The 15,852-nt window shown below is 40.9% G+C and carries 14 protein-coding genes and 1 pseudogene; 12 read left to right on the forward strand and 3 right to left on the reverse strand.

The features are described from left to right. The first annotated feature begins 28 nt into the window (after positions 1–28). The 12 genes and pseudogenes from T2812B_RS01555 (at position 29) to T2812B_RS09475 (ending at position 12,830) form a co-directional block, all read left to right on the forward strand. A pseudogene (locus T2812B_RS01555) lies at positions 29–1,232 on the forward strand (glycosyltransferase family 4 protein). A gap of 205 nt (positions 1,233–1,437) precedes the next feature. Continuing rightward, positions 1,438–1,884 (forward strand): glycosyltransferase, encoded by a 447-nt coding sequence (locus T2812B_RS09500; RefSeq protein ID WP_081501877.1) that lies wholly within the window; start codon positions 1,438–1,440, stop codon positions 1,882–1,884. 29 nt (positions 1,885–1,913) lie between these two features. Continuing rightward, complete coding sequence (locus T2812B_RS01565) at positions 1,914–2,873, forward strand: glycosyltransferase (RefSeq protein ID WP_008192514.1); 960 nt, start codon at positions 1,914–1,916, stop codon at positions 2,871–2,873. Next, a complete protein-coding gene (gene rfbA, locus T2812B_RS01570) occupies positions 2,852–3,748 on the forward strand; it encodes a glucose-1-phosphate thymidylyltransferase RfbA (RefSeq protein WP_038050724.1) in 897 nt (298 codons plus the stop codon). The genes T2812B_RS01565 and rfbA overlap by 22 nt, the downstream gene beginning before the upstream one ends. Beyond that, the gene (gene rfbC, locus T2812B_RS01575; protein WP_008192508.1) at positions 3,745–4,311 is read left to right on the forward strand and encodes a dTDP-4-dehydrorhamnose 3,5-epimerase; all 567 of its coding nucleotides are present in this window, start codon (positions 3,745–3,747) and stop codon (positions 4,309–4,311) included. Before rfbA ends, rfbC begins: the two co-directional genes overlap by 4 nt. Next, positions 4,308–5,336, forward strand: a complete 1,029-nt coding sequence (gene rfbB / locus T2812B_RS01580) for a dTDP-glucose 4,6-dehydratase (protein WP_008192505.1) — start codon at positions 4,308–4,310, stop codon at positions 5,334–5,336. Before rfbC ends, rfbB begins: the two co-directional genes overlap by 4 nt. Next, positions 5,333–6,193 (forward strand): dTDP-4-dehydrorhamnose reductase, encoded by an 861-nt coding sequence (gene rfbD, locus T2812B_RS01585; RefSeq protein ID WP_008192501.1) that lies wholly within the window; start codon positions 5,333–5,335, stop codon positions 6,191–6,193. Before rfbB ends, rfbD begins: the two co-directional genes overlap by 4 nt. 5 nt (positions 6,194–6,198) lie before the next feature. Beyond that, a complete protein-coding gene (locus T2812B_RS01590) occupies positions 6,199–7,377 on the forward strand; it encodes a glycosyltransferase family 4 protein (protein ID WP_008192498.1) in 1,179 nt (392 codons plus the stop codon). A gap of 14 nt (positions 7,378–7,391) precedes the next feature. Beyond that, a complete protein-coding gene (locus T2812B_RS01595; RefSeq protein ID WP_008192495.1) occupies positions 7,392–8,810 on the forward strand; it encodes a lipopolysaccharide biosynthesis protein in 1,419 nt (472 codons plus the stop codon). Positions 8,811–9,218: 408 nt separating this feature from the next. Continuing rightward, a complete protein-coding gene (locus T2812B_RS01600) occupies positions 9,219–10,421 on the forward strand; it encodes a glycosyltransferase family 4 protein (protein WP_008192492.1) in 1,203 nt (400 codons plus the stop codon). Further along, the gene (locus T2812B_RS01605; protein WP_008192489.1) at positions 10,418–11,815 is read left to right on the forward strand and encodes an oligosaccharide flippase family protein; all 1,398 of its coding nucleotides are present in this window, start codon (positions 10,418–10,420) and stop codon (positions 11,813–11,815) included. The genes T2812B_RS01600 and T2812B_RS01605 overlap by 4 nt, the downstream gene beginning before the upstream one ends. 1 nt (position 11,816) lies before the next feature. Next, on the forward strand, positions 11,817–12,830 hold the full coding sequence (locus T2812B_RS09475) for a formyltransferase family protein (protein ID WP_008192487.1): 1,014 nt from the start codon (positions 11,817–11,819) through the stop codon (positions 12,828–12,830). A gap of 438 nt (positions 12,831–13,268) precedes the next feature. Here the strand turns inward: T2812B_RS09475 and T2812B_RS01615 are convergent, their stop codons facing one another. The 3 genes from T2812B_RS01615 to T2812B_RS01625 all read right to left on the reverse strand — a co-directional run bounded on the left by T2812B_RS01615 (position 13,269) and on the right by T2812B_RS01625 (position 15,752). Further along, positions 13,269–14,663 carry an ATP-binding protein gene (locus T2812B_RS01615; protein ID WP_008192484.1) on the reverse strand — a complete coding sequence of 465 codons (1,395 nt, stop codon included), beginning with the start codon at positions 14,661–14,663 and terminating at the stop codon, positions 13,269–13,271. A gap of 389 nt (positions 14,664–15,052) precedes the next feature. Continuing rightward, positions 15,053–15,409 carry a nucleotidyltransferase family protein gene (locus T2812B_RS01620; protein ID WP_008192477.1) on the reverse strand — a complete coding sequence of 119 codons (357 nt, stop codon included), beginning with the start codon at positions 15,407–15,409 and terminating at the stop codon, positions 15,053–15,055. Beyond that, positions 15,360–15,752 carry a HEPN domain-containing protein gene (locus T2812B_RS01625; RefSeq protein ID WP_231556590.1) on the reverse strand — a complete coding sequence of 131 codons (393 nt, stop codon included), beginning with the start codon at positions 15,750–15,752 and terminating at the stop codon, positions 15,360–15,362. Before T2812B_RS01625 ends, T2812B_RS01620 begins: the two co-directional genes overlap by 50 nt. Positions 15,753–15,852: the final 100 nt, after the last annotated feature.

The raw sequence follows: 15,852 nt of genomic DNA on the forward strand, positions 1-15,852 counted from the left end.
CAAATATAGCTGGAGCTAACTTCAAAATATGAACACTCTCCTCATCACCAATCTTTTTCCAAAGGTTTCAAATCCAAATTCTGGAATCTTCATTGTCCAAAGATTGAAACATTACAAGACTTATGGTGTGAACTTCGATGCTGTTTCACCAGCCTATGAGAATAGCAAATTGGTGGTTCTATTGAAGAAACTCTTGAAGAAGCAGAATGGAGAATATCCATTGGAAGAATATGAGAGAGTGAAGTTCAAACCTGTTCTGATTCACAGAAACTTGCATACAGTACTGATGAACAAAATCTCTCGAAGCTATTTTGTAAAGATTGCGAAGCGATTTGTCGGAGCGATTGAACAATCGTTCGATTTCAGAGAGTACGATCTGATACACGCCCACGGTATGTACAGTGTTCCAGCAGGTTTAATAGCAAAGATCTTAGCGGAAAAGTACGGGAAACCTTTCGTTGTCACCTTACACGGAAGTGATGTTAATATTCTCATGCCACGGAGAAGAGAGATATACGTGTCTATCTTTGAAAGCGCATCGGCAACGATATTTGTTAGTAAGGCGCTTCTTGAAAAAGCAAAATCTTTAGGATTTTCCGGCAAAAACGCTGTTGTGATTCCAAACGGCTACGACGAGACAATATTCAAACCCATGGACAAAAAAGCTGTAAGAAAAGAACTTGGAATACACAGAGAAGGCTACAAGTACGTGGGCTTTGTAGGAAACCTCATACCGATAAAGCGAGCAGATAAACTGGGAGAGATATTCCATCTCATTGCAAAAGAGATACCAGAGATGTTCTTCATCATAGTTGGAGATGGGCCGTTGAGAAAAAAGATCGAAAAAGAAACGAAAGGCTTGAACATCATCTTTACAGGAAGACTTCCACAGAAAGATGTGGCAAAGTACATGAACGCAATGGATGTGATGATGCTTCCAAGCAGAGAAGAAGGTTTTGGTGCTGTTGTAATAGAAGCCCAAGCTTGTGGAACATGTGTGATTGGAAGTAGCAACGGAGGAATTCCAGAAGCGATAGGTTTTCCAGAGTACGTTGTCGAGGAAGGAGATAACTTTGAAGAGATGTTTGTGAAAAGAGCGGTAGAAGTTTTAAGAGTAAGTATATGATATGAACAGACTTCTGGAAAGGGCAAAAGGATTCACATGGGTGAAGGTCGTCGAAAGAGAGACCGAGCTTTACAGACAAATTATACAGGCCGTTCGGCGCGATTGAACGGCTGTTCTAAGAGCAAAAGAGTCTTCTGGTTGAGCCTTAAGTAAAATGAGTTCACGGGAGAGATATCAGTAACTAAAGAGAAGAAGAAGGTGTTGAATGCATGTTCATAAGCTTCGTAATTCCCGCTTATAAAGGATCAAGAAATACCTTTCATCCGTGATCCGGCACTGGTGTAAGAAGATCGAAACGGTTCTTCCGCAGGATGACAGCGGGAAGCAGTCGGGATGATAAAATTGTTCCGTGTGGTTCCCCTGCCGCAGGTGGTGTCGAAAAGTTAGTGACTGATCTGGCAGGGTTCTCAGATCGATCGAAATTTGAAGTCAGCGTGCTAAATGTCATCCAGGACACGTACTGGCCAGAGGAAGAGATGCTCACTGAAACAAGTATCAAGGTTTACACAACCGATATGACACTATCCGAATGCGTGGAAACTGATAGGTGGAAACGCTACTTGTATTACATCAAAACCATGTCACGGATCTGGAAAATTATCAAAAATCTGAAGCCATCAATTATACACACGCATGGCTATGTACAGCATCTCGTATTGATTCCGGCTGTTCTTCAAAATATTCCCGTGAGAATTCACACTATTCGCGGTGTTGTTGAGGAGGCTGGACTGCCTGGTAAGAATGGCTCTCAAGTTTAAAGTAAAAATAACCCGGGAGGAGGTTCCGTATGAAGGTGGCATTCGTTGTATTGAACTGGAACAAATCAGATATGTCCATAGACTGTGTGGAGAACGTAAGAAAAGTGGAGGGTGATGAACACGGAATAATAGTCGTTGATAACAATTCCGACCCTATTGAAAGGGGCAAAATAGTTACATACGCGGCAGAAAATGGTTGGAGAATCCTGAACGAGGACGAAGTAGTGAGATCGAATAACCTTTCAAACCAGTCTACGGAGTTTCGGAATATACTTCTCCTTGCCAATAAGAATTATGGATATGCTCGGGGGAACAATCTTGGCTTGAAGTTGGCAAGGAGTTTAGGCTACAAATGGGCTGTTGTTATGAATAATGATGTTATATTAGAAAAACCTCTGTTGAAGATCCTGTTTGATCTCGTACATAAGGATGACAAAATAGCTGTAATTGGGCCGAAAGTAATCGGTCCGGATGGAAAACGGCAGGGACCATATCAGAAGCCGGGAATCTATGACTATTTCCTATACCCAGTTCTTTACCCTATTCTTTATCCATATGAAAAGATTAGAGCCAGAATGTTCATAAGAAAGTTACAAAATTCCGAAATCACATATCCCTACCGGTTGACTGGGTGTTTCATGCTTATGAACCTCGACGTTTTAAACAAAGTGGGTTGGTTTGATGAGAATACTTTCTTGTATGCTGAAGAAATGATACTATCTGAGAAACTCTACAAAGCGGGATACAAAGTCGCATATACCGATAAGGTTCATGTGAAACATCTACATGAAGCTTCTACATCTGCTTTAGGGAAGAAAAGAAAGCTAATACAACTGGAATCAGATTTGTACTACTTCAGAGAATACAGAGGTTATGGCAAGATTCGCTTATCTTTGGTGAGAATAGGAATTATCTATAGGGAATTTTTTCTCTGGCCAATTCTTTGCAAAATAAAGAGGTGGTTTAAATGCGTAAAGGAATTATTCTAGCTGGTGGAGCCGGAACGCGCCTGTACCCTATGACCCTTATAACTAGTAAGCAACTGTTACCCATATATGACAAGCCCATGATCTATTATCCACTCACCACGCTCATGCTGGCTGGAATAAGAGAGATTCTTATCATATCAACACCGAGGGATCTTCCAAATTTCCAAAGACTTCTCGGTGATGGAAGTCAATTTGGAATTCATCTCGAATACGCTGAGCAATCTGAACCAAGGGGTATAGCGGAAGCTTTTATAATAGGGGAAAAGTTCATAGGGGACGATCCGAGTGCTCTTGTTCTTGGAGACAACATCTTTTTTGGACACGACCTTACAAAACTTCTCAGAGAGGCAAGCAGTAACACGGAGAAAGCTACTATTTTTGCCTACTACGTTGATGATCCTGAAAGATTTGGAATTGTTGAGTTTGACGAAACAGGAAAGGTGCTTTCCATAGAAGAGAAACCTAAAAACCCCAGATCGAACTATGCAGTCGTGGGACTTTATTTTTATCCGAAAGGTGTCTCTGCTCTTGCCAAAACCCTGAAGCCCAGCAAGAGAGGGGAGCTCGAGATAACAGACCTGAACAAGCTGTATCTGGAAAAAGGTCTTCTCGAAGTGAAAATACTTGGAAGGGGATTTGCTTGGTTCGACACAGGAACAGCGGATGCCATGCTCGAAGCTTCAGAATTTGTGAGGATTGTTCAAAAAAGACAGAACATCATAATCGCATCTCCGGAAGAGGTTGCTTTCAGAAACGGCTGGATCTCAAGAGAAGAACTCTTAAAAGCTGCTGAAAGGTACAAAAATTCCGTCTATGGAGAATATCTGAGGAGAGTTGCAGAAGGTAAAATTATATACCGGAGGGAAGAGAAATGAAGATCATAGAAACAGATTTGCCAGGAGTTTTGATTATAGAACCCAGAGTCTTTGAAGACGAACGTGGTTGGTTCATGGAAAGTTATTCTTACAGAGTATTCAAAGAGCTTGGAATAGATGCTGTGTTCGTCCAGGATAATCACTCCTACTCTAAGAGAAAAGGAACCCTCCGGGGAATACACTTCCAGAATAATCCGGTGGCACAGGCAAAACTCGTAAGGTGTACAAGGGGAAAAATCCTCGATGTGGCAGTTGACTTGAGAAAGGGTTCACCCACGTACAAAAAATGGATCATGGTAGAACTCTCAGAAGAGAACAAAAGAATGCTCTTCATTCCAAAAGGCTTTGGTCATGCCTTCCTAACTCTCACCGATGATGTAGAAGTGCAGTACAAAGTCGATCAATACTATTCTAAAGAACATGACAGAAGCATCAGATGGAACGATCCGGATATAGGAATCGACTGGCCAATAGAAGAACCTATCCTCTCAGAAAAGGACAGAAACGCTCCGTTTTTAAAAGACAGTGACTGTAACTTTGTCTATGGTGGTGATGAACAGTGAGAATTCTCGTCACAGGTGGGGCAGGATTCATAGGAAGCAACTTCATACACTACATGCTGGAAAAACATCCAGATTACAGAATTATCTGTCTTGACAAGCTCACCTACGCTGGAAATCTGCGAAATCTGGAAAGTGCGTTGAATAGAGAGAATTTCCACTTCATAAAGGGAGACATATGTGACAGGGAACTGGTTTACAGGGTGTTCGAGGAAGAAAAGCCAGATGTCGTTGTGAACTTCGCTGCGGAGTCGCATGTGGATAGATCCATCGAAGATCCGGAGATCTTTCTCAAGACCAACATCATAGGCACACAGGTTTTGATGGACGCTTGCAGAAAGTACGGCATCAAAAGATTCCACCAGGTTTCAACAGACGAGGTGTACGGAGATCTTCCACTGGACAGACCCGATCTGAAGTTCACAGAAAAAAGCCCGTTAAAACCTTCTTCTCCATATTCTGCCTCTAAAGCCTCTGCCGATCTTCTCGTCATGGCCTACCACAGAACTTACGGACTTCCTGTTACTATATCTCGCTGTTCCAACAATTACGGTCCATACCAGTTCCCTGAAAAGTTGATTCCATTGATGATTATCAACGCTATCCACGATAGACCTCTGCCCGTTTACGGAGACGGGAGAAATGTCAGAGACTGGATACACGTGAAAGACCACTGCGAAGCGATCGATATTATCATTCACAGAGGAAAAGAAGGAGAGATCTACAACATAGGTGGAGAAAACGAAAGAGCGAATATAGATGTAGTCCGGATGATTTTGAAGGAACTTGGAAAGCCAGAGAGTCTGATCAGGTTCGTGAAGGATCGTCCTGGACACGATAGAAGATACGCCCTTGACATCTCCAGAATGAAAAAAGAATTTGGCTGGTCACCGAAAATATCCTTCGAGGAAGGTTTGAAGAGCACGATAAAATGGTATCTAGAGAATCGTTCCTGGTGGGAGGAAATCATAAACGGTGAATACATGAACTACTACGAACGAATGTACGGGGAGAGATTGAAGGAATGAAGGTTCTTATAACAGGAGCGAATGGACAACTTGGAAGAGCCTTTCAGGAACTGTTCAAAAACGAGAAAGTTGAATTCATAGCAGCACCGAAAGAAGAACTTGACATAACAGATCTCAGAAAGATCAGGGAATTTGTCTCAAAGAACCCGGAAATAACCCACATAATCAACTGTGCTGCCTACAACAAAGTGGACGAAGCAGAAAGAGACTGGAAAACTGCCTACCTTGTGAACGGACTTGGACCCAGAAATCTTGCAATTGTGGCAAATGAGATAGACGCCGAACTGGTACATTACTCCACAGATTACGTGTTCTCAGGTGAAAAGGGTTCTCCCTACACCATTTACGACACACCCGATCCAATAAACAGATACGGTGAAAGTAAAGTTCTTGGTGAAAGGTTTTTGATGAGCATAGCAAGCAAGTTCTATCTCATAAGAACAAGTTGGGTCTTTGGAGACGGGATGAATTTCGTTAAGAAGGTTATTGAGTGGAGTAAGAAAAGCCAGGTGCTGAAAATAGTGGATGACGAAGTAAGTTCTCCAACATACGCACCAGATCTTGCAAGAGCAACCTGGGAATTAATAAAACAGAAAGCCTATGGGCTTTACCATATAACAAACAGTGGGTATTGTTCAAGATATGAGTGGGCCGAGTTTATTTTAAGTAAAATCGGATGGAGCGGAGAACTCAAAAGGGCTAAACAAGAAGATTTCAACCTGCCCGCAAAAAGACCGAGGTTTTCTGTGCTGGATAATTTTGGATGGGAAGAGACAGCAGGTATAGCAATGAGGGAGTGGAAACAGGTAGTTAGTGAATATATTCAATACTTTCCAATCAAAAAAGTTTGGAGGTAGAAACAGTGAGGATAGGAATATGGCTTCCAAATTTTGAAAAATTTGAATTAAACAAATGTTATGGTCAGATTGCTCTTGGATTGAGAGAAATAGGACACGACACGGCACTTTTGACCAATGGACGAGGAGAGTTGGTTGATCACAACGAAAACGTAAACGTCATTTCAAATATTGATCTAAAACAAGCAAGAGAGATTTTTTCTAAATTTGATCTTGTTATAATGTACACATGGCTTTCTCACGGATATACAAACTGGGTTGAAGTAGCATCAAGGGTTACAAAGGTTATTATTAAATGTGATAGCATTGGAAGATATGGGATCACTTATAAATTGATGCATCCGATCTACAAATTCTATATAGAAAACCTTTGGAACCCGTTTTTCTTAGCAAAAGTATCAAAAATGAAAATAAAAACTACACTAACCAGATTTAATAAAGGATTGCGCAAACATTTATACTATGGTTTCCTGAGACAATCAGAATTAGCATCAAAAATCATTATCGAATCTCCAAAAGCTGCCACTAATCTTGTTACAGTCTATTCCTACCTTGGAAGATATGACTTAATTGACAAAATAGTTGTAATTCCAAACCCCGTTGCTCCTGTTTTCACTAGAAATGATTTGAGCCTTCAGAAACAAAACGTCATAGTTTCTGTAGGAAGATGGAATGACGAGGCACAGAAAAATCCAAAAGATCTTGTTAAAGCACTGGTAGAATTCCTGAAGATACAGCCTTCATGGGAAGCTGTTTTAATAGGTCCCGGAGAGAGAATTTTGCAAAAATATATTAAAAAATACGCAACAAGCAATCTTGAAAAATTATATATAGTTGGTAGGATACCAAATTCCGAAATCATAAATTATTCAAAAAAAGCAAAGATATTTTTTTCTGCTTCCAGATGGGAAGGATTTAGTATTGCAGCTGCAGAGGCTTTGTGCTTGGGTTCAACGCTTGTAGCTTCTCCTATTGAATCTTTTGATTATATGATTCACAACGGATTTTCCGGAACAGTTTCCATAAGTGAGAAATGGCAAGATTTACTGGCTGCTCTAATATACGAAGCTTCTCTATGGGAAATTGGAAAAAGAAATTCAGAAAGTATAGCAATTTTTTGGAGAGAGAAACTGGATAGAAAAACCATTGCTAATCAAATTCTGAGTATCATTAGTATCTCTTAAGGAGCGACAAAGCAATGAACAGACTTCTGAAGAGCTATTTTTCCTTTTCGATTGGCTTATGGATCAGACTGATCATTTCTTTTATAACGGTCCCTGTTGTATCGTGGTTGATAAATCCTTCAGAGTTTGGAAAGGCTTCCATGTATTCAACGCTGTATTCCATACTGAGCCTGGTATCTTTCTTTGGAACTCCAAACGCCTTCATGAGATTTTACTTTCAAAAGTCAGAAGAGGAAAGAAGTAAACTTCTCTGGAGTTGCCTGTCTGTTCCCATAGGTTTGTGGGTGATTATCAGCGCTGTTCTTTTCCTTTTCAGACACCAGGTGAATTCTTTTCTGGTTGGCAATACAGATGCCGGTCTTCATGTTCTTCTCTCCATAAATGTCCTTGTTGGAATCTTTCAAAACTTCAACCTGACACTCATAAGGATGAAAGGGAAGGGTTTTCTTTATTCTTCACTTCTGATAGTTGAATCTTTGTCTTACGCTGGTTTCATCCTTATATTTGCCTTTCTGATATCAAGAGATTTCTATTCGATACTCTATGCACAGCTTTTTTCTGTAACTGTGAGTTTGATACTTGGGATGCTCTTTGAAAGGAGTTACTGGTTTCCTGTTCGGTTGGGAAAAGGTCTTGTTCTGGAGATAATCAAATACAGCTATCCATTTGTTTTTTCAGGACTTCTCTCGTGGCTTTTAAGCTGGATAGACAGGATTGTTCTTAGAATGTACGTTGATTTCATCGAAATCGGATTGTATTCTACTGCGTTCAAACTGGTGTCCGTTCTTTCTCTGTTCAGTTCTGGGTTTTATACGGTATGGGGCCCATACGCTTATGAACACTTCGAGAAAAATTCAGAAAACAGAGAAGTCTTTGCCAGGGTTTTCGATTATGTTTCCTTTGGCATGTTTTCGCTTGGTTTTCTTATTCTTGCCTTAAAGGACGTTGTTTTTCTTTTCTTTTCTCAATCCTACAGAGAAGCAAGCAGCATCTCCCCGTTTTTACTCCTGACACCGATCATGATGCCTCTCACTTTTATCACTGGAAGGGGAATAGATTTTGCAAAGAAGACGTACTGGTACATTTTATCCGATGGAACTGCCGCCTGTTTCAACCTGGCCGGGAATTTCCTTCTTATTCCTCTTTTAGGTGCAAAAGGTGCGGCCATATCCACAGGGCTTTCCACGATCATCGTTTTTATGATAGAGTATCTGGCATCTGAGCGGTACTATCCTGTGAAATACAGCACAGGGAAGGTCTACACAATCCTGGTACTGTTTCTGGTTGTCTCGTGGATAAACACCTTCCATGGAAAGGTACTGTCTGTTTCTACTTCCCTTCTGGGATTGTTGTTTACGGTTGTTCTCTACAGGAAAGAGTTTGTTGAACTGATCAGTAAATTGCTTAATATGCTTCATGTGAAAAAGCACTAGCATACCAAACCGTTCGAATTTATCGAACGTATTCGATAAACTCGTACGAACTTATCGATTACGATCGATAAACACCTACAGGTTAAAACCAGTCTGATCATTGAACAGTGAGAAAATGTCAAGGAGTACTTTTTTCGTCAAGGCCGATGGAAATGTTGAAAGATGAATGCGGTCGGGAATTTCACAACAAGTCCTGTCCTAGATGTGGAGAATATATGAGTGATGATGTGAAAACATCTCCAAACTTTGGATGGTATTTTTACTGGAAAGATTACATTGGTGAAGATGACTAAGTCTATCCTGCCTTTTTCCTTCAATCTCTTTTCCTGCCTTGCCCCTCTAAATGAGGAGTTGTGATCACATGATAGAATTTTCCTGGAACTGAAACTTCTTCCTGGAGAGGAGAAAATGAAGGTTCTTATTCTCACCAATCTTTTCCCAAGAAAAGACAACCTAAATTCAGGTATCTTCATAACAAAAAGGCTGAAGGAGTACCGAAAACTCGGTGCTGATTTTACGGCCGTTTCGCTGGCGTTCAGGGATAAGGGAAGACTTCTAAGTCTTCTAAGAAGCCTTCTACGCAAACCTTCTGAAATACCTCTTGAAGAACTGGAAGGAGTATCTTTCAATCCTGTTTTTGTTGAAAGAGGGCTCTTTGATGTGGCAGTTCAAAAACTCTGGACAATGAAAAAAGCACTCGAAAATTTCACAGATAGGTTTGCTGAAAAGATTCCTCGGGAGTTTCCAAAACACACTGTCATCCACGCACACGGGATGTATCTTCCCGCACCAGCAGGTGTTGTTGCAAGGAAGGTCTCTGAGATCTGGAACGTTCCTTACGTTGTGACGCTTCATGGAAGCGATGTGAACCTGAACATGGCAAGACGTGATGTGAGAGATATATACCTGGAAACTCTAGAAAACGCCGCAAGATGCATCTTTGTAAGCAGAGCACTTCTTGAGAAGGCAAAATCTTTTGGATACTCTGGACAGAACGCAGTTGTGATACCAAATGGGTACGATCCAGATGTGTTCAAACCCATGGACAAAAATGCCGTGAGAAAAGAACTTGGAATATACAAAGAAAACACACACTACGTGGGCTTTGTTGGAAATCTTGTCCCCATAAAAAGGGCAGATAAACTTCCTGAGATATTTGGGAAAATAGCGAAGGAACTTCCCAACACCAGATTTTTGATCGTTGGAGATGGAGTGTTGAAAGATAAAATACTAAAAGAGATGAAAGGACTCGATGTTGTCTTTACTGGAAGGGTGGTGCAGACAAAGGTTGCAAAATATATGAACGCAATGGACGTGATGGTACTTCCAAGCAGAAATGAAGGCTGGCCTTGTGTTGTCCTTGAAGCCCAGGCTTGTGGAACGTGTGTGATAGGAAGCAGCAATGGAGGAATTCCAGAAGCAATAGGTTTTCCAGAATATGTTGTCGAGGAAGGAAATCGATTCGAAGAAAGATTCGCAAAAAGAGTGGTACAGGTTTTAAGGGAAGGATACGATATGAACAAACTTCTGGAGAGAGCAAAAGGATTTGCCTGGAAATATATAGTAGAAAAGGAGATAGATGTGTATAAGCGAGTGGTGCGGAAACCATGAAGCAGTATTTGAGAGGTTTTCTATCTTTTTCGTTAGGTACCTGGTTTCGTGCGATAATTGGTTTCATTTCCACTCCCGTCATCAGCTACTTGATCGTGCCCGAAGAGTTCGGCCGTGCTTCGATGTTCACGTTAGTGTACAATGTAGCTCTGTTGTTTTCCCTTCTGGGTCTTGATCAGAGTTTTGTGAGGTATTACTACGAACAGAAAGATAAGAGTGAAACTTTCTGGAATTGTTTGATACCTTCTGTTGTTCTCGGAATAGGAATTTCAGCGATTTTTATACTATTTGAAAGACCTTTGAGTGTTCTTTTGTATGGAAAACATTACCGCTGGATCGGTTTGCTTTTTGCGTTATCGCTACTCACTGGAATTCTACAAAGATACAATCAACTTTCTATTAGAATTCAGAAAAAAGGGATTTTATTCTCTACGCTAGATATCATTTCTTCCCTGGGTAATTTTGGAGGAACAGTGTTGTTTGTGTTGGCCGTTTCGGGAAGTTTTTATGCAATCATACTTGGTCAGATGATTGGAAATATCTCTGCCTTAATAGTTGGATTTCTTACCGATAAATCGTCCCGTAAACTCGCAAAGCTAAGCTCAAACCTTCTGAGAATTTTCCTGAAGTACGGCTTTCCTTTTGTGCCTTCTTCTCTCTTGTACTGGCTTTTTTCGTCGATAGATAGGATCTTCCTGAGACAATATTCCACCTTTACAGAAATAGGTCTCTACAGCGCCGCTCTTAAAATCGTCTCGGTAATGCATTTATTGCAGAGTGGTTTCACAACTTTCTGGATACCTGTTGCCTACGAAAAATATGAATTGAGCAACGATTCGAAAGAGTTTTTCAAAAAAGCGAACACGATGATTAGCGCGGTCCTGTTTTTAGCTGGTATTTTCATTCTTGGGTTTAAAGATCTCATATTCCTGCTGTTCGCTAAAAGCTATAGAGAAGCATCGTATATCTCCCCGTTTTTGATACTCTATCCGATTATGTACACAATCTCTGAAACCACCGTTTTAGGTATCAACTTCTCCAAGAAGACCTACTGGCATATTGTCATCACAGGTCTTTCTGCCATTGCGAATTTCCTAGGCAATACGTTACTTGTTCCCATACTTGGTGCAAGAGGAGCTGCTGTATCAACAGGACTTTCCTACATTCTCTTTTTTACACTGAGAACAGTCATTGCGAAGAAGTATTATCCCGTTGATTTTGACCTTGGGAGAATCTATTTGTGCACCCTTTTGACAATCACTGTTGCTGCAGCCGGCACATTTGTGAAAAACTATGCGTTCTACGGCATCCTCTGCGTTCTAGTGATGCTTGCTATCTTACTGATTTACAAAGATGCGTTTTCCTACATAAAGAATCAACTCAGAAAAAAGTGATTTGAAAGCAACAAACAGGGCACAAAAGGACTGTTTACATATATTTAGAGGAAAAGAATTCTCCATCCCAGTTCCCGCTTTTACAAATCAGAGTCGCATTAGACACCAAAGTAATCTATCGAATACACCACCGTACATCACCATACTGTCAAATATGATCTTTTCGGAAAAGCGTTTCAACTGCCATACTTGTGAAAATCCCAGTGGGAGAGATGAAGAATTACGAAGGCACGGTAGAAACCAGAGGAAGACAGTCTACCTTCCCCAGTTCTATCAGATAGCAGGGTCTTTCCTTAATTTTTACTGTATTATCATCCACTCCCATTCTGATGTATCATATATCAGCAATCTTCGCGATAGAACAAAACTCAACATACCGAATTTAAAAACAGAGCAAGTTATACAGCGCTTATTGCATAAGCCCTACAAATACAAAATTTATGCTTTGCCTTTTGTCAATCGTCCAAAGAGAAAAGTGTTGTTTGCACACAGACCTGATCAGACAGAAGCTGTGCCGCCACAGGTAATAGCAGAAGCACACAACATACCCTATATCATCTGTGAGAGCGATAGAGATATTGATAATTCTTGCGATCTGTACCTCATACTTGGAGCAGGACTACTATCCAAAGAGTGTGTTGAAGGTAAAAAGATTATCAATTGTCATCCAGGAATCATTCCTGCCGTTAGAGGGCTTGATGCATTCAAATGGTCAATTTACGAAATGAAGCCTTTAGGTGTTACACTACACTTCATAAATGAGGAAGTCGATAGTGGAGAGATAATCGCTGTTGTTCCCACAAATGTTTACAAAGCTGACAGCATATCTACATTGGCAAGAAGACACTACGAAAATGAAATAGATGTCCTATCAAGATTCGATGAATTCCTTGCGAACCCAGTAAATCCATTCAAAGACATTCCCCCGGGAGAACCCAAAAGAAGAATGCCTTTAGAAAAAGAGAAAGAATTACTGAAAAAATTTCCTGAGTATGTGAAAAAGTTTGGAAAATAATCTTCCCCCAGTTTCATGGGTTCACTCCCAATTCTCAGTCTAAGTACACTAAACAAGTTCTTTTATCCTAATTGATTCATTCGACAACCAGCCTGAATTTGCGAATTGAACTTTCACAACATCATTAATTTTGAAGCTTTGTCTCATCACCAATCGAAAACGAGATCTCCTCCGGATCAAAAGGAAAGCACCTTTTAACGTGTTCTCCCGATCGCAGAAAAGTTCCTTATTTTCCAGTTCCAAGCTAATCGATATCGATCTCTTTCACGAAATGTTTGACAGTGTTTATTTTGCAGCGTCCGCTCTCATGCTGATGTATCATATATCAATACAGAACTTAAAATTCCGAAAATCATTAGTAGAACTTCATTGGAGAAACTATAGTTCGATTTGACCCACCCACAGGTCAAAATTTGGAAAATTTGACCTTTCTGTAGGTCAGTCTCTTTCGAACACAGCAAAGAAAAGCCACGCGGGGATGGCTACGATATCTTCATCTTTGAAAATTGTCTCCTGGGTAACGAGAATTCCTTTTTTGAAGACTCTTTTCATTCCAAAGTAGTCAGATCTATGTATCTTGTTCTGGTATTTAACCTCCACCGGTATCAAGGAACCTTTGTGTTCGAAAACGAAATCTATTTCATTTCCACGATCTGAGTACCAGAAAAACGGTCCGCTGTAGAGATTTGTTCCATTTTGCAAGGTCTTGCCGTCTCCAAGAAGATGTCTGAGAGTTATCATTTCTATGATTTGAGGAAGCTTGATCTGCTTTCCGCTGATCTCTTCAATGATATCGGCTACAATTCTATCGATGGGATACGTCTTCTTCTGCTTCTTCAATCTGACGGTTTTTCTGGAAATATCCACGAAAAACACGTTCATCAGAATGAAGCTGTAACCAAGATACTCGAAATATTTCTGAATCGTGTCAACGCTCTCTATAGCACCGCTGAATATGTCAACAAGAGAATTCCATGAAAAACGCTGTCCCACTATATCCGGAAGTTTTTTGAAGATCTCTATGACCTTAATCCTCGACCCCAGGTATTTCTCCGCGTCCCCCAGGATGAAATCCCGATAAATCCCCTTTGTGATTTCGTCAATTTGACCTTTCTTCAGGAAAACATCTATCGCTTTTGGAAATCCACCTGTGTTCAGGTATTTCAGGAAGTATTCCTTCAGAAAAGAGTTCTTGAGATATAGAATTCGAAGTTCTTCCTCGCTTTTCGAGAAGATATCATCCACTGACATTCTTTCCACTGAGATTCCAAGACTTTCCAGAAATTCTCCGAAGGTGAGAGGAAGGTAAACCAGGTCTTCACCGTAACCCTTTCTTCCTGGAAGTCTTTCGCTTGATCTCTTCAGATCAAAAGCAGAGGAACCTGTGAGTATGAGGAGGGAATTTTCAAGTAAACCGATATCTGCCAGATATTTGATGGATTTCTGCCAGTCTTCCACCGCGGTTATCTCATCTATGAATAGGTATCTTGTTTCACCGGCTTTCCTTTCGAAAATCTGAAAATAGGTCTTCATCGTTTCTATCAATTCGAACCTATCTTTCACGGCATCGCATGTGAAAAAGAAAATGTTCGATGGTTTCACACCGTCTCTTAAAAGCTTCCTTATGTAGAGTTTTAAGAACGTAGTTTTTCCTACCTGGCGAGGCCCTCTTATTGTGTATATCCCGGGTTTGTTCGACGGAATCTTCTTAAAGAGATTTTCTGGGAAATATTTGAATGTGCTGTTTTCGAACATCGATATGTGCCGATCAGTGTTTATGACCCCTGGATCTCGCCACCACGGATTCATAATGTAAAGCTCGTCCATTCTCACTGCGAACCACTCCCTGGAGAGATCTCATTCTATTTTACCATATTCGTTCGAATTTATCTATCTCATTCGATAAAAACGTACGAATTTATCGAATCAATTCGATAAATATCGACGTGTTTGATTTTCAAGTCACGTCCGCTTGAGAAATCTGTCGAACCTGTCCGGTGTTTGTCGAGTTTGTCGACGATGTCGAGATGTGGATAGGGATTTGTAGTATAATCTAAACAAAACAGAAAACAGAACAGGGGTGATCTTGTGAAGAAAGCAGTGGCTGATCTTTTGAGTGTTCTGGTAGACAGACCAGGGAGAGAAGATGAACATAATCTCTGGATTCAATATCAGATATTTCAACACTCTCAAGCACAAAAGCTCTCAATTGTGGCGCTTCTTCAAATATCTTCTTTCCTGTAAACAACCACTCCGTTTTCGATCATCTTTGCGATGGTCGTTTCTATCTGTTTGTATTCACTCAGAGAGTAGACGTGCGGTTCCAGTCCTTTCAATTTGATGGTCCTTTTCACGATTTTATAAGCGTCTTCTCTGAACGGGTCTTCGTACACGACAAGAAGATCGACATCGCTGAAGACGGTGAAATTTCCCTTCGCATAAGAGCCAAAAAGTACCACAAGTCTCACAGGAAGTTTCTTCAGGAGTTGTGGAAGGGAATTTCTGATGATTCCCAGGACCTTTTCCCTTTTATATTCTGGATAGAAGATCTTCGCAGAATCGGATGATCTTTTCAGCATAGTTCACCAGCCTTTCGGCTTCAATTCTGGAATACCTGTTTCTGGGGGAGCCGGAAGGAAGGGCATCCGGATACCTTGTGGGGATATAGGCTTTGTCCAGTTCGAGGGCGAAATCCATGAGTTCTTCAGGAATTTCAAAATGGCTGGAGAGTTCCTCGAGCAAATCCGCTACAGAATGTCCCCATGCCTGCGCACCCATTCTCTGGAACACAGCTCTCACAGCTTTTTCTGCTGCCTGCTGGGAAGAAAAGCATGCCCAGTTGTAGAAGCCGTGCTCCAAATCGTGTTTTGCATGCTCCAGATCATCTTTTGCCGCATCCAACCAGTCTTTGCTTCTCTCCAAATCAATACCACCCTTCACTGAGAGTTTTTCCAATTATTTATTATACTCTGCCGGTTTGAAAAACTGTTGCCCCTTTCGATACCTGCCGCGTCTTTGATAA

Source organism: Thermotoga sp. 2812B (assembly GCF_000789335.1).
GTDB lineage: Bacteria > Thermotogota > Thermotogae > Thermotogales > Thermotogaceae > Thermotoga > Thermotoga maritima.